10 protein-coding genes and 5 tRNA genes are annotated in these 13,820 nt (G+C 70.3%); 6 read left to right on the forward strand and 9 right to left on the reverse strand.

The window, feature by feature from the left end; genetic code table 11:
* Positions 1 to 235: 235 nt before the first annotated feature.
* From ACIHAD_RS09085 to ACIHAD_RS09125, 9 genes are all read right to left on the reverse strand, one after another.
* Entirely contained in the window at positions 236 to 2,059 is a 1,824-nt protein-coding gene (locus ACIHAD_RS09085; RefSeq protein ID WP_397353798.1) for an ArnT family glycosyltransferase, read from the reverse strand.
* 158 nt (positions 2,060 to 2,217) lie between these two features.
* Positions 2,218 to 3,432 carry a glycosyltransferase gene (locus ACIHAD_RS09090; RefSeq protein WP_397353799.1) on the reverse strand — a complete coding sequence of 405 codons (1,215 nt, stop codon included), beginning with the start codon at positions 3,430 to 3,432 and terminating at the stop codon, positions 2,218 to 2,220.
* 284 nt (positions 3,433 to 3,716) lie between these two features.
* On the reverse strand, positions 3,717 to 4,961 hold the full coding sequence (locus tag ACIHAD_RS09095) for a serine hydrolase domain-containing protein (RefSeq protein ID WP_397353800.1): 1,245 nt from the start codon (positions 4,959 to 4,961) through the stop codon (positions 3,717 to 3,719).
* Positions 4,962 to 5,149: 188 nt separating this feature from the next.
* Positions 5,150 to 5,347, reverse strand: coding sequence for a hypothetical protein (locus ACIHAD_RS09100; protein ID WP_397353801.1), 198 nt, complete (start codon positions 5,345 to 5,347; stop codon positions 5,150 to 5,152).
* 202 nt (positions 5,348 to 5,549) lie between these two features.
* A tRNA-Val gene (locus tag ACIHAD_RS09105) sits at positions 5,550 to 5,621 on the reverse strand.
* Between the two features lie 19 nt (positions 5,622 to 5,640).
* Positions 5,641 to 5,712, reverse strand: a tRNA-Gly gene (locus ACIHAD_RS09110).
* Between the two features lie 48 nt (positions 5,713 to 5,760).
* Positions 5,761 to 5,831 (reverse strand) — tRNA-Cys (locus ACIHAD_RS09115).
* Between the two features lie 15 nt (positions 5,832 to 5,846).
* Positions 5,847 to 5,918 (reverse strand) — tRNA-Gly (locus ACIHAD_RS09120).
* 90 nt (positions 5,919 to 6,008) lie between these two features.
* On the reverse strand, positions 6,009 to 8,066 hold the full coding sequence (locus ACIHAD_RS09125) for an N-acetylmuramoyl-L-alanine amidase (protein ID WP_397353802.1): 2,058 nt from the start codon (positions 8,064 to 8,066) through the stop codon (positions 6,009 to 6,011).
* 221 nt (positions 8,067 to 8,287) lie between these two features.
* Here ACIHAD_RS09125 and ACIHAD_RS09130 point away from each other — a divergent pair, with 221 nt between their 5' ends.
* The 6 genes from ACIHAD_RS09130 to ACIHAD_RS09155 all read left to right on the forward strand — a co-directional run bounded on the left by ACIHAD_RS09130 (position 8,288) and on the right by ACIHAD_RS09155 (position 13,798).
* Entirely contained in the window at positions 8,288 to 8,575 is a 288-nt protein-coding gene (locus ACIHAD_RS09130; protein WP_397353803.1) for a hypothetical protein, read from the forward strand.
* Positions 8,576 to 8,586: 11 nt separating this feature from the next.
* Positions 8,587 to 10,407, forward strand: a complete 1,821-nt coding sequence (glmS, locus tag ACIHAD_RS09135; protein ID WP_397353804.1) for a glutamine--fructose-6-phosphate transaminase (isomerizing) — start codon at positions 8,587 to 8,589, stop codon at positions 10,405 to 10,407.
* Positions 10,408 to 10,467: 60 nt separating this feature from the next.
* Entirely contained in the window at positions 10,468 to 11,241 is a 774-nt protein-coding gene (locus ACIHAD_RS09140) for an SAM-dependent methyltransferase (protein WP_397353805.1), read from the forward strand.
* 109 nt (positions 11,242 to 11,350) lie between these two features.
* Positions 11,351 to 12,298 (forward strand): tripartite tricarboxylate transporter substrate-binding protein, encoded by a 948-nt coding sequence (locus ACIHAD_RS09145; protein ID WP_397353806.1) that lies wholly within the window; start codon positions 11,351 to 11,353, stop codon positions 12,296 to 12,298.
* A 115-nt stretch (positions 12,299 to 12,413) separates the two neighbouring features.
* Positions 12,414 to 13,502 carry a mechanosensitive ion channel family protein gene (locus ACIHAD_RS09150; RefSeq protein ID WP_397353807.1) on the forward strand — a complete coding sequence of 363 codons (1,089 nt, stop codon included), beginning with the start codon at positions 12,414 to 12,416 and terminating at the stop codon, positions 13,500 to 13,502.
* A gap of 220 nt (positions 13,503 to 13,722) precedes the next feature.
* A tRNA-Pro gene (locus ACIHAD_RS09155) sits at positions 13,723 to 13,798 on the forward strand.
* Positions 13,799 to 13,820 lie beyond the last annotated feature (22 nt).

A 13,820-nucleotide genomic window follows, 5' to 3' on the forward strand; every position in this document is an offset into this window, starting at 1 on the left:
ACCTGGCGGACACGAGCGGCAGGCGGATCGCCGCGTCGGTCAATCTGGCCGACGCCTTCCGGTGCTCAGGTGGCGCGGCAGCCGCGGAATCCCTGTGCCGCGCGATGCTCACCCTTGCAAGGAAGGAAGCACCCGAGATGGTGTGCTTCCCGCTCCAACATCTCGGCAGGACCCTTGCCGACCCGGGTCGCAAGCAGGATGCACCGGCGAAGATCCGAACCGTGATCGCCAGGTGTCACCGGAGCCGGTACAGTTCACCGCCGCCCTTGCCGGACGTGCCGCCGTACGTGCTCGCGGGAACCCTCGTACCGTTCTTCCGCACCCATTGGGCGATGGCGGGGTCGCCGCTCATCGGGCCGCTCTCACCCGACCCGTTGATCACGATGTGGCGCAGCTCGCCCCTGCGGACGTACTCCTGCAGCCTGGCCACCGTCATCGCCGGGTCCTGCCCGGTGAAGCCGCCCATCGCGATCACCGGCTCGCCGGTCGACAGGATGATCGACGACGCCTGCTGGGCACTGACCACGGCGACCAGCCAGCGCGCACCGCCCCGGTTTTTGAGCAGGTAGTCGACCATGTCGTCGCTCAACTCACCGGCCGGTCCGCCGACCACAAGCATGCCGCCCCGCCCCTGCGGCGGCGCCTGACCGTTCTGCGCCGGACCGTTCTGGGCCTGCGCCGGGTACGGCCCCGCCAGCGCGTTGCCGCTGGTGTTGCCGCCGCCGAACGCGGTCGCCGCCGCGTACGCCCCCGGACCTGCCAGGGCTGCGACCAGCGTGAACGTCATCGACGCGACGACGATGCCATGGCCTGGCGCCCACGGCAGCCGCGCGGCCACCAGCGCGAGTACCGCCAGCACGGTCGCCGCCACGATCACCCAGCGCAGCCATGGATTCCAGTCGGGCGTCCGGTTCAGCAGCGCGAACGACCACGCACCTGTGACGGCGACGCCCACGGGCAGCACCCACGACCACCGGACCGACCCCTGGTAAGCGCCGTACAACTGCACCCCGCCCATGCCGACCAGTACGGCGATCGCGGGGGCCAGCGATGTGGTGTAGTACGGGTGGAACACGCCCTTGGCGAAGCTGAACGCCACGGAGTACATCGCCAGCCAGCCGCCCCACAGCACCAGCCCAGCCCGTGCCAGGTCGGTACGCGACCGCTTCCACAGCAGCACCGGCCCCGCAATCAGCGCGAGCACCGCGAACGGCAGCAGCCAGGAGATCTGACCGCCGACCACGTCGTTGAACATCCGTCCCACGCCCGCGGCGCCACCGAAACCCCCGCCGCCACGGCCGCCGCCGTGGGTCTCCAGGCCGAAGATCCGGCCCAGGCCGTTGAAGCCGATGACGAGGTCACGCACGGTGCCGTCGGTGCTGCCTCCGATGAACGGGCGACTCCCGGATGGGGTCAGGTCGACCACCACCATCCACCAGAAGCTCGACACCACCAGCGCCGCACCCGCCGCCAGCAGATGCCACACCCTGCGCAGCGCGCCCGGCCTGGCCGCCATCAGGTAGGCCAGCGCCAGCGCCGGGACGACCACGAACGCCTGCAGCATCTTGGTGTCGAACCCGCACCCCACGAACGCGGCCGAGGCCAGCAGCCAGCGCAGGCGTCCCGACTCGATCGCGCGCTGACACGACCACGCAGCCAGCACCAGCCACAGCACCAGCAGCGTGTCAGGATTGTTGTCGCGGTTGATGGCCACCGTGATCGGGGTCAGCGCCAGCACCCCGGCAGCGATCAGCGCCGCCGGAAACCCGGCCGCGCGCCGTACCGTGGCGTGGAGCACCGCGACGGCGGCCACCCCGGCCAGCACCTGCGGCAACATCAGGCTCCACGTCCCGAACCCCAGGACGCGGGCGAGCAGCCCCATCGCCCACAGCGCCATCGGAGGCTTGTCCACGGTGATGAACGACTCGGAGTCCAGGGCCCCGAAGAAGAACGCCTTCCAGCTCTCGGTGCCGCTCTTGACCGCCGCCGAGTAGTAGGAGTTGGCGTAGCCGGCCGACCACAGGTTCCACGCGTACAGCACGAAAGCCGCCAACAGCACGCCCCAGAGCGCGGGACGCGACCAGCGCGGATCTTCAGGCCCGCCCCAGGCCAGTCGGCGCAGCCACCCCGATCCGGCATCCGAGCGGCGACTCCCTCCGGGCCTGTCAGACAGGCCCGGCGGATCGGAGGGCGTCTGTGAACGACGTACGCGGATGGTCATGCGACCTCGTCCTTCCGGGCCGTGCCGGTGGTCGGATCGGCCGGGGCCGACCGGTGCCCCAGGCGCCGTGGATGGAAGATCCAGGTGCGCATCAGAAGGAACCGCACCAGCGTCGCGACCCCGTTGGCGGTCACCAACGCGGCGATCTCGACGGCCCGTGGCGCCTCGGGCGCCAGTGCGTGGAGCAGGGCCAAGCAGCCGGTGCTCAGTACCAGTCCGAGCAGGAACGCCAGACCGCCCTCCAACTGCTGCCTGAACGCCCGTTCCCGGCCCGTCACCCCGAAGGTGAAACGGCGGTTGGCGGCGGTGTTGCCGACAGTGGTGATCAACAGCGAGACCGCGTTCGCCCACAGCGGCCCCATCACCATGCGCAGCAGCACGAACAGCATCAGCTGAGCGATCGTGCTGAACACCCCGATGATCGCGAAAGTGGGCAGTTGCCGGGCCATCCCCACCGGCAGCCGCGGCCGCGGCCGGCTCTCCACCGGGGCGTCGAACGCGCCCGTCAGCATGCGCCGCGCCACCCGGGCCATGCCCTTCACATCATCGAGCGCGGTTCGCAGCACGTCCACGCGGCTGTCGGGGTCGTCGACCCAGTCCACCGGCACCTCGTGGATGCGCAGCCCGTTGCACTCGGCCAGCAGCAACAACTCGGTGTCGAAGAACCACTTGTCGTCCTGCACCGACGGCAGCAACGCCCTCGCGATCACGGTCCGCGCGGCCTTGAAACCACACTGGGCGTCGGTGAAGCGGGCCGCCAGCGTCGTGCGCAACAACACGTTGTAACCCCGGGAGATCAGCTCACGTTTCGGGCCGCGCACCACCGCCGACCCGCGAGTCAGCCGAGTCCCGATGGCCAGATCGCTGTGCCCGGAGAGCAGCGGCGCCACCAGCGGAAAGAACGCGTCCAGGTCGGTGGACAGATCCACGTCCATGTAGGCGACCACGTCGGCGTCGCTGTGGCTCCACACATGCCGCAGCGCCCGTCCCCGGCCCTTCTGCTCCAGCCGTACTGCCCGGACCCCTTGCAGTTCGGTCTCCAACTCCCGCGCAACCTGCCACGTTCCGTCGACGCTGGCGTTGTCGGCGATCGTGATCCGAAACCGGTAGGGGAACGTCTCTTCCAGATAGGTGTGCAGTCTGCGCACGCTGCACGCCAGCACATGCTGCTCGTTGTAGACCGGAATGGCGATCTCCACCATGCGATCCATGACCAACTCCTCGCTCGCTTGAAGGGCCTCTCAAAGGTGTGGCCGCGGAGCCGATGACCTGGCGGCGACGTCCGCTGCGCCAAGCCGGGATGCACGCAGACTCAGGGCAGGCAAGCCATGCAACGCCGTGTTTTCTCAGCGTCTCGAGTGACCCTGCGGTTGCGGTCGATCTCGTCCGCGCTGGTGAGAGTCGCGCGAAGGACCATGACCGGCTGACATCAGGCTGCGGTGGCCACGGGAAACGTCAGGAGATCCGTTCTCTTCGTGTCGACCGCCGGACCACCTCAGCCACCCCCGCCGCCGCCGCCAGGCGTGCCTCCGGTGACAGCCTGTACCTCCCGCCCGGTCAGCTCCTGTAGCGTCCCGCCGTCGGTGTTGCTGAGGATGACACCGACCCAGCCGGTGTACGGGTAGATGTTCCAGCTGGCGCCGACACCAGGGTTGGCGCCGGCGCGCCCGTGCACCCACTGACCGCTGACGATGCGGACCGGCATCTGGTAAGCCCCGAACGACTGCGGTCCGTGGGGGGACTTGGCCGCGGTGAGCACCTCGGCGTAGGGCCGTTCCAGCACCGTGCCTTCGCTCAGGGCGTGCGCGAACCGGACCAGGTCCGGTGCGGTGGCGAAGCCACCGTCCCCTGGGGCATCGATGAAGCTGCGGCCCGGGTTCTTGCCCGGCGTGGACTGGTTCGAGCTGCTCTTGTCCAGGTTGCGGACGGCGTCCACCACGCTCCGGTCAGCCAACCTCATGTAAGGGTGCGCGATATGCGCATCGGTGAGCCACTGCGGCCTCGTGCAGAACGCCGAGCCGGTCATGCCGCAGCGCTTGAAGATGTTCTCCTCGACGTAGTCCCAGTACGTCCTGCCGGTCACCGCCTCCACGATCAGCGCCGGGATGACGACCTCGGCACCGGCGTGGTCGGTGGGAGTGCCGGGGGCGGCCACCAGTCTCGCCTTCCGGGCCCACCGCTCGTAGAACTCGTGCACCTCCTCCCGGCTCCGGAAGATGCGCCGCGGGTCCTCCTCCGGGGTGTTCAGCCCGGAGGTGCCGGAGAGCAGGTGGTGGATGGTCACCCGTTCGGCGATGTCCCTGGCATAGCCCTTGAGGTGGGTGCCCACCGTGTCCGACAGCTTCACCTTGCCCTGCTGCACCAGCTGCAAGATGGCCACCGCGCCGAACGGCTTGCCCGCCGAACTGAGGCTGAACGCGGTGCCTTCGTGATTGCGGATCCCCTTCTCCTTGTCCGCCATGCCGTAGCTGCGGGACAGCACCGTCCGGCCCCGGTGCGACAACAGCACCACGCCGGAGAACCCGCCCTCCGCGGCCAGCTTCGCCACGTACCGGTCGTAGGCTCCGCCGGGACGGGTGTCCGGCGGGATGCCGGGGCCGGTCGCGGCCGGACGGCGCTGTCGCCGGCCCGGCCGTCCGCCCACCAGCGGCGCACCGGCCGCCACCACGCCGGCAGCCGCCAACCCGCTCCACCCGAGCAGCCGCCGCCGGCCGATGCCACCTACAGAATCCGAGTTCATGATCACGGTCCTTTCCTGACGACGAACCGACCGTTGCAGGTCTGACGGCGACCGCCGTCGGCAACCGATCACCCACCATGTGGCCGGTGCCTCAACTGAAGACGGAGGACTGTTGCGGTGGCGTATGCGCTTTTCGATACGCCCGCGATACACCGATTCCCCGGCATCAAGGAACCGGCGAGGGCCGGTCACGCTCCCGGGCACTGAACGGCGTGTTCGAGCAGCTGGTGCAGGCGATGAACGCCGACGCCGCAGCCCGGGGACAGGCCGAACTCGACCTGGTCAGCGTCGCCTCCACCACCGCCCGCGCCCACCATCATCCCGTCGGGACGGTATTGGGCGGTGAGCCGGGCCGCTCGCGGGGCGGGTTGACCAGCGAGGTGCATCTGGCGGCTGATGGCCGGTGCCGTCCGCTGTCCTTCGTCCTGACCGCCGGCCGCGCCGGAGACACGGGGGGACTTTGCCAGGGGAGGCGGGGCCCGGCCCCCGAAACGAAGAAGCCCCAGTCGTCCGGCATGTGCCGATCGCTGGGGCTTGACTGGTGTCCGGACCGGACCGAAACCCGGTCTGACTTCCGAAGAGCAGGGGTGGACGATACTGGGATTGAACCAGTGACCTCTTCCGTGTCAGGGAAGCGCTCTCCCGCTGAGCTAATCGTCCTTGTTGAGTTGTCACTCAGAGCGGAAGACGGGATTCGAACCCGCGACCCTCACCTTGGCAAGGTGATGCTCTACCACTGAGCCACTTCCGCGTGGCGCACTTAACTTTACCGGACCCCGGAGAGTCCGTTGTACCACCGAGGTGGAGACGGGATTTGAACCCGTGTAGACGGCTTTGCAGGCCGCTGCCTCGCCTCTCGGCCACTCCACCAGGAGTTTGACTCCGAGCGGAAGACGGGATTCGAACCCGCGACCCTCACCTTGGCAAGGTGATGCTCTACCACTGAGCCACTTCCGCGTGAATCCCCCGCGAACTCGCGGGGCCTCGGGAAAACCATATCGTCTTCGCGGAGTGCCCGTGCGCAGCCCGAGCCCTGTGGGGCGAAATTCACCGGATGACGCGCACATCCTTGGCCTGGACGAACATGACACGATGCCCGAGCTGGATCTGGTGGTACCGGACGGACCCCGTGACGCGTACGTGCCGGGCCGGGTTGAAGGCGCTCGCCGAGTAGAAGGAGCCGGTGACCGTGCCGCCCAGCGAGTACGACTGCCCCGGCCCGATCCGGTACCGCAGCGGCGTCAACGGCTGCGCCCCCGCCCCCTGGTACGCCGACCGCTCCGGGTAGGCGCGCCCGTACACCTTGGTGCCCGCGGCCAGCGGCGTGACCAGCGGGCCCTTCGCCGGCACCGCCGTGGGGGCCGACGCCGGGTTGTAGAACCAGGCCCGCTGCCCCAGGTACCAGATCGCCGTCCAGTCCCCCTGCCGCCCGGCCACCGCGAAGCGCTGCCCGGTCGAGGCGCGGGCGCTGTGGTCGTACACGCTGTACGTGCTCGGCCTGGGCCCGGGGTGCTTGCCGAGGTCGGTGACCAGCGGGGCGGTCGGGCTCGGCGCGGTGCGCAGCCACACGCTGGCCGCCCCGTGCTCCGGGCAGCGCCGGCCGGGCTTGGTGCTGGCGCAGCCGGTGAAGTACGGGCGGTTGTCGTCGTAGGAGGGACGGATGATCACTGACGAGCCCGTCCCGTCGCCCTTGATCGGGTGGTTCATCAGCTCGAAGTAGTGCGCCCAGTCCCAATAGGGCCCGGGGTCCTCGTGCATGCCGGCGACCGCGTCCGCCGTGGCGCCCGGTACGTTGTCGTGGCCGAGGATGTGGGCGCGGTCGAGCGGGATGCCGTAGCGGCCGGCGAGGTAGCGCACCAGCCTGGCCGACGACCGGTACATCGCCTCGGTGTACCAGGTGCCCCTGGCCAGGTAGCCCTCGTGCTCGATGCCGATCGAGCGGGCGTTGACGTCCCAGTTGCCGGCGTGCCAGGCGATGTCCTTCGTCGGCACGTGCTGAGCGACATGTCCGTCGCGGGAGCGGATCGTGTAGTGCCAGCTCACGTACTTCGGGTTGCGGATCATCGACGGGATGCCCTGGTAGGTGCCCTCGGTGTCGTGGATGACGATGTAGTCGACCCGGCGGCGGCCCTCGACCCGGTCGTGGTTGCCGTAGTCGTGGTCCTTCCTCTTGCCGTACCTCTTGTACGCCGCCGGCATCCACTCGCACCCGAGGCTGCTCGGGCACTCCACGGACGTGCCGGCGGCGGTCAGCGGCATCTCCTCCGGCGCGGGCACGTCCCAGTCGGACTCGTCGGCGGCCTCGGAGTCGTCGTCGCCCTCCGGCTCCATGTCGGAGAAGAAGAACGGGTCGTCGTCGTCCTCGTCGTAGTCGTCGCGGGCCGCGCTCTTGGGCGGCGTCGTGGGCGGGCGCAGACCGGGCACGGCGTCCAGTCGCACGTCGAAGCCGTCGTCGGTGCGCCGCGCGACGCCCTCGCCCATCACCGCGAACACCTCGTCGGCGAACGACCGCGCGGCGAGCGGGTCGCGGGTGCCCGAGTAACGCGCGATCGCCTCGTACCAGTCGGCCGGGTCGGGGCCGGGGCGCCGCTGGTAGGAGGCGAGCAGGGCGGCCCCGCCCCTGATGTTGGCGCGCGGGTCCGCGCGCAGCGCGCGCGGACCGATCCCGGCCAGGCGGCCGGCCAGGGCGAGGGTCGCGTCCGGGACCGCCGCGGTGCGGGAGGCGCCCATCAGCCGGGCCGCCGACCGCATCGCCGAGCGGGGCAGCGGGCGGGTGTCGTCGCCCCTGGCGTCGCCCGGCGCGAACCCCTCGGCGTCCGCGGCCATCTGCCCGGCCGGTACGGCGTCCACGAGGTGCATCGGGCCGTAGCCCCCGGCCGTGCTGGGACGGCCGCCGTTGGCGTCCCACCTGGACTCCAGGTACGACACCCCGAGCAGCACGCTCACCGGCACCCCGAACTCCGCGGCGGCGGCCGCGAAGTCCGCCTGCCGCCCCTGCTCCCGAAGGCCCGTGACGGCGGGGACGGCGGGGACGGCGGGGACGGCCGGACCGCCGACGACGGCGAACACGCTGACGGCCAGGACGGCGGCAAGCCGGAGCTGCATGACATCTCCCCACGGAACGGCACTGCTCGATCACTGAGCGTAACCATTCCCAGAAAGGGATGTGTCAGACGGGTCGGATGATACCGATGAGACCGGCGGGATCCGTCGCGCATCCACCTACCGGCCCGTCGTCGGAGTGATGGGGAGAAGGGGAAGCGCCTTGGAGTTAAATCCTGCCCGATTCCGGGCAGGATGTTGGCGTGTCTCGCTCCAGGTGCGTAATGTCCTCGTCTGTGTCCACGGCGCGGCATCCCTATGAAGACCTCATCGCCCACCTCACCAGGACGAGCGCGCTCGACCCAGGAGAGGCGGCCCGCGTGGTCGCCGACGTTCTGTCGTACTTCTCCGAGCCGGTCGAGGAGTTCGTACGGCGACGGCACGGCGAGCTCAAGGCCGGCGGCCTGACCAACGACGAGATCTTCCCCCGGATCGCCGCCGAGTTACCCGCACGCCGGGTAGCGGCACCAGAGCTGTCGCTGCGGCAGCTCCGCAGGATCGTTTACGGATAGAGGAGACCTCGATGTGCGGAATCGTGGCCTACGTCGGCCCCAAGGACGCGGCGCCCATCCTGCTGGAAGGACTGCAGCGGCTTGAGTACCGGGGCTACGACTCCGCCGGGGTCGTGGTCTCGAACAAGGGGCTCAAGGTACGCAAGGTCAAGGGCCGGGTCGCCGACCTGGCCAAGGTCGTGCCGGTGCGGTTCAAGGGCAACCACGGCATCGGCCACACCCGCTGGGCCACCCACGGCGTGCCCAGCGACGAGAACGCCCACCCCCACCTGTCGTCCGACCAGCGCATCGCGGTCGTGCACAACGGCATCATCGAGAACGCCGGCGAGCTGCGCGCCAAGCTGATGGCCGACGGCGTCGAGTTCCTGTCCGAGACCGACACCGAGGTCCTGGCCCACCTGATCGCCCGCGCCGCCGACGAGAACGACTCCCTGGAGGAGGCGGTCAGGAAGACGCTCAAGAGCATCGTCGGCACGTACGGCATCGCGGTGATCGACGCCGAGCGGCCGGGCGAGGTGGTCGTGGCGCGCAACGGCAGCCCGATCGTGATCGGCATCGGCGAGAAGGAGATGTTCGCCGCCTCCGACGTCGCCGCCCTGGTCCGCTACACCCGCCAGGTCGTGCACCTGGAGGACGGCGAGCTGGCCGTGCTCAAGGCCGACGGCTTCCACACCTTCGCCAGCGACGCCCGCGAGACCGCCAAGGAGCCGCTGACCGTCGACTGGGACGCCGGCCACTACGACACCGGCGGCTACGAGCACTACCTGCTCAAGGAGATCTCCGAGCAGCCCGAGACGATCACCCGCACGATGAGCGGCCGCCTCGACGAGCGCTTCCACGTGGCCCACCTCGGCGGCCTGAACATGGACGCCCGCGAGACGCGCTCGTTCCGCCGGGTGAAGATCATCGGCTGCGGGTCGGCGTACTACTCCGGGCAGATCGGCGCACAGCTCATCGAGGAGCTGGCGCGCATCCCCGCCGACGCCGAGCCGGCCAGCGAGTTCCGCTACCGCAACCCCGTCGTGGACCCCGACACCCTCTACGTCGCGATCAGCCAGTCGGGGGAGACCTACGACACCCTCGCCGCCGTCCAGGAGCTCAAGCGCAAGGGCGGCCGGGTGATCGGCATCGTCAACGCGGTGGGCAGCGCCATCGCCCGCGAGGTCGACGGCGGCATCTACCTGCACGCCGGGCCCGAGGTGTCGGTCGCCTCGACCAAGGCGTTCACCTCGACGTCGGTCGCCTTCGCGCTGCTCGCGCTGCACCTGGGCCGGGTGCGCGACCTGTCGCCCGCCGACGGGCGGCGCATCGTCGAGGGCCTGCGCCGGCTGCCCGGCCAGATCGAGGAGATCCTCGCCCAGGGCGACAAGATCGCCGAGCTGGCGCGGAAGTACGCCAAGCACCCGAGCATGATGTTCGTCGGCCGGGTCCGGGGCTACCCGGTGGCCCGCGAGGGCGCGCAGAAGCTCAAGGAGATCTCGTACGTGCACGCCGAGGCGTACCCGGCCAGCGAGCTCAAGCACGGCCCGCTCGCGCTGATCGGCCCCGACATGCCGACGGTCGCGGTCGTCCCCGACGACGAGCTGCTCGACAAGAACCTCACCACGCTCGGCGAGATCCGCGCCCGCGGCGGCCAGGTGCTCATGGTCGGCCACCGCGAGCCCGCCGCCAAGCTCGCCGACGACGTGATCGTGATCCCGAAGAACGAGATCGAGCTCGACCCGATGCTGCTGACGATCCCGCTCCAGCTGCTGGCCTACCACGCGGCGGTCGCCCTCGACAGGGACGTGGACAAGCCTCGCAATCTCGCCAAGAGCGTGACTGTGGAATAAATTCAGCCACAATCCTCGCAGGGTAGTGTTATCCGGCTGCGCACCACATAAATTCATACTGTGCGGCAGTTCGACCCCCACACGCCCAACCTCGCACGCATGTACGACTACATGCTCGGCGGGAAGGACAACTTCGCGGTCGACCGCCTGGCCATCGAGCAGCTCGCCGAGCTGGTCCCGGAGGCGGTCCCGCTGGCCCGGGCGAACCGGGCCTTCCTGCAGCGTGCCGTGCGCTACGTCGGCGCCGCCGGGGTGACCCAGTTCATCGACCTGGGCAGCGGGCTGCCGACGCAGGGCAGCGTGCACGAGGTCGCGCCGGAGGCCAGGGTCGTCTACGTCGACCACGACCCGGTCGTCGCCGCGCACGCCAGGGCACTGCTCGCAGGGGCGGGCAGGGCCGCCTTCCTCGAAGCCGACCTGCTCGACCACGAGGAGGTGCTGGCCCGCGCGGGCCGGTTCCTGGACCTGTCGCGGCCGGTCGCGATCGTGCTGGTGTCGATCCTGCACTTCCTGCCCGACGCGGCCGATCCGCAGGGCGCGGTGGCGGCGTTGCGCGAGGCGGTCGCGCCCGGCAGCCGTCTCGTGATCTCCCACGCCACCTCGATGGGACGCCTGTCCGACGAGGAGGGCGCGCGGGGCGTCTATCGCGGCTCGTCGAGCTCGGGCGGGGGCGACCGCAGCCCCGCCGAGATCCGCGCCTTCTTCGGCGGCTTCGCGCTCGACCCGCCCGGCCTGGTGCAGGCCGTGGACTGGCGGCCGGACCGGCCCAAGCTGGTGGGCGACTGGTCGCTGCCCTCGTCCCTGATGGCCGGGGTGGCCACGAAGCCGGACTGACCCCGGTATACGCCGAAATTTCGGTTAACCGTATCCCGATGTGTAACAGCGAGTGAACTGTCAATAACTTGAGGTAATGGCGGTACTCGCGAAGGTCGGGGGAGGGCGGATGCGCCGTCGGCGATTCTTGGCATGGACGCTGGGCGCGGCGGCGTGCGCGGCCGGGTGCGGGACGGAACACACCGGCGGCCCCGCCGACGCGGCCGGCCGGTTCTCGATCGTGGCCGGGGGCCGCCGCTGGGCCCGGGTCGGGGAGGCGTTCGCCGCCGCCGCCCGCGCCTCCGGCGTCGGCACGTCGTCCACCGGCACGCGGATCACCGTGACCGGCCTGCCGGCGCTGGCGGCCTCCGAGCTGAACAACGGGCAGACGCTGCTCGACACCTCGACCCCGCTGTCCAGGCTGACCGGCGACGTCGAGGTCGTCGTCGTACCCGTCAACTCCCGCTTCAAGGACTTCGACGACTTCGGCGTCCACCTGCGCACCGATCCGAGCGGGACGATGCTGGCCGGCGGGCCGCAGGGCGAGCCCGACCACCTGCTGTTCGGCCTGATCGCCAAGGGGCTCGGGGCCGACACCAGGCAGATCGACTACACCGGCTACCCCGGCAGCCGCGAGGCCGTCTCCGCCCTGCTCGGCGGCAAGGCGGCGGCCGCGGCGGGCCTGCTCGGCGACTGGCGCGCGGCCATCGACGCCGGCGGGGTCAGGGCGCTGGCCGTCTCGTGCGCCCGGCGGGTGCCGGGGCTCGACGTGCCGACCCTGCTGGAGTCGGGCGTACGGGTGGACTTCGCGGACTGGGCCGCGGCCGTCGGCCCCGACGACATGCCCGAGAACAGCCGGGAGTCGGCCGTCCGGATGTGCGACGAGGTGACCTCCTCGCCCTCGTGGCGGCGGGCGTGCCGCAAGGCGGGGTGGACCTCGATCCCGCTCAGCGGGGACGACTTCCGGCTCTGGCTCACCTCCGAGGTCGAGCGCACCCAGGCCGTCCTGCGCGACCTCGGGCTGCTGGCGAGCACCAGGGCCACGACCTGCTGGGGAAGCTGCGGGAACGGTCACTGAGACGGTCACTGAGACGGCCGCTGAGACGGCCCCCGGGCGTGTCCGCGCGTATGAAGTGGCGGTTGAGGGCAATGTGACCTTGAAGCGACGTTCTTGAACATAGGGGGCGCGAAACGTGCAGTCGCCGGAAGCCTGGCCGGTCCTCCTCATCTCGGTGGTCGGAGCGGTGCTCCTGGTGGAGGTGGTCCGCCGGGTGCTGATCAGGGTCGGACGAAAATGGGCCCTGGCCCGGCACCTGGTCGAACACTGCACGTGGCCGGCGTTCTGCGTGGCCGCCACGGTGGCCTGCAACCTGGTCTTCGCCCCCGGCATCTTCGGCAACACCCCCGACGAGCGCGGCCTGGCCCAGTCGGTCGACCGGGGCATCGGCCTGCTCACCATCGGCACGGTCACCTGGCTGATCATCCAGGCGACGTACGCGCTGACGGACGTCGTGCTCGACCGGCTGGTGCTGGTCGAGGGCGAGCGCAACCGCCGGGCGCGGCGGATCAGGACGCAGATCGGGCTGGTGCGCCGCATCGCCGCCGCGGCCATCATCGTGATCGCGCTCGGCGCCATGCTGTTCTCCTTCCCGCAGGTGCGGGCGCTCGGCGCGGGACTGCTGGCCTCGGCCGGCATCGCGGGCGCCGTCGTCGGCATCGCGGCCCAGCCGACCATCGGCAACATGCTGGCCGGGCTGCAACTCGCCTTCAGCGACGCGCTGCGGCTGGACGACGTGGTCGTGGTGGAGAAGGAGTGGGGCAGGATCGAGGAGCTCACGCTCACGTACGTGGTGCTGCGCCTGTGGGACGAGCGGCGGCTGGTGCTGCCCGTCTCCTACTTCACCCAGAACCCGTTCGAGAACTGGACCAGGCACGGCAGCCGGGTGCTCGCCGTGGTGTTCCTGCGGGTGGACTGGGCGGTGCCGGTGCCCAAACTGCGCGACGCCCTGTACGAGTTCCTCCAGGGCAACCCGCTGTGGGACCAGAAGGACTGGACGCTCCAGGTCACCGACGTGCTGCCCAACGGCCTGGTCGAGCTGCGCGCCCTGATGAGCGCCGCCGACTCGCCCTCCTCCTGGGACCTCAAGTGCGACGTCCGCGAATTCCTCGTCAATTTCGTCCGGGACAACTACCCGGACGCCCTTCCCCGATTCCGCGTCGAGGCGCCCGAAACGCGCGCCGGCGTGGCCTGGACCAACGACCACGACCGGGACCGGCGATAAATACGTGGCATTTCCGGCGGACGCCGGTCTACCGTGGAGCACACCGGGAACGACATTTCCGGAACGACGAGAAAGGCGGCGGCCATGTGCGGACCTCGACCCTCCAGGCCGTCGGCCTACCGGCCTGAGCTGCGGCGAAGGCTTTCCCGGTGATTCCGCGGAGAATCCACCAGGAAAGCCGTCCCGGGCCTCGGCCGGGGCGGCTTCTTTGATTTCGTGACCGAGTGTGGGGCAGTTTGGTCAGCCCGCCTGCCTTGGGAGCAGGAGCACCGCAGGTTCGAATCCTGCCACTCGGACGTACGGCCCTGAAAGAAAAGG

Origin of the sequence: Nonomuraea sp. NPDC052265 (assembly GCF_044547985.1) — a bacterium.
Classification (GTDB): Bacteria; Actinomycetota; Actinomycetes; order Streptosporangiales; family Streptosporangiaceae; genus Nonomuraea.

Bases quoted from the DNA above. Each gene is read 5' to 3' on its own strand.
- ACIHAD_RS09090 (WP_397353799.1), bottom strand. From the start codon at position 3,432: ATGGATCGCATGGTGGAGATCGCCATTCCGGTCTACAACGAGCAGCAT.
- ACIHAD_RS09095 (WP_397353800.1), bottom strand. From the start codon at position 4,961: ATGAACTCGGATTCTGTAGGTGGCATCGGCCGGCGGCGGCTGCTCGGG.
- ACIHAD_RS09100 (WP_397353801.1), bottom strand. From the start codon at position 5,347: ATGCACCTCGCTGGTCAACCCGCCCCGCGAGCGGCCCGGCTCACCGCC.
- ACIHAD_RS09125 (WP_397353802.1), bottom strand. From the start codon at position 8,066: ATGCAGCTCCGGCTTGCCGCCGTCCTGGCCGTCAGCGTGTTCGCCGTC.
- ACIHAD_RS09130 (WP_397353803.1), top strand. From the start codon at position 8,288: ATGTCCTCGTCTGTGTCCACGGCGCGGCATCCCTATGAAGACCTCATC.
- glmS (WP_397353804.1), top strand. From the start codon at position 8,587: ATGTGCGGAATCGTGGCCTACGTCGGCCCCAAGGACGCGGCGCCCATC.
- ACIHAD_RS09145 (WP_397353806.1), top strand. From the start codon at position 11,351: ATGCGCCGTCGGCGATTCTTGGCATGGACGCTGGGCGCGGCGGCGTGC.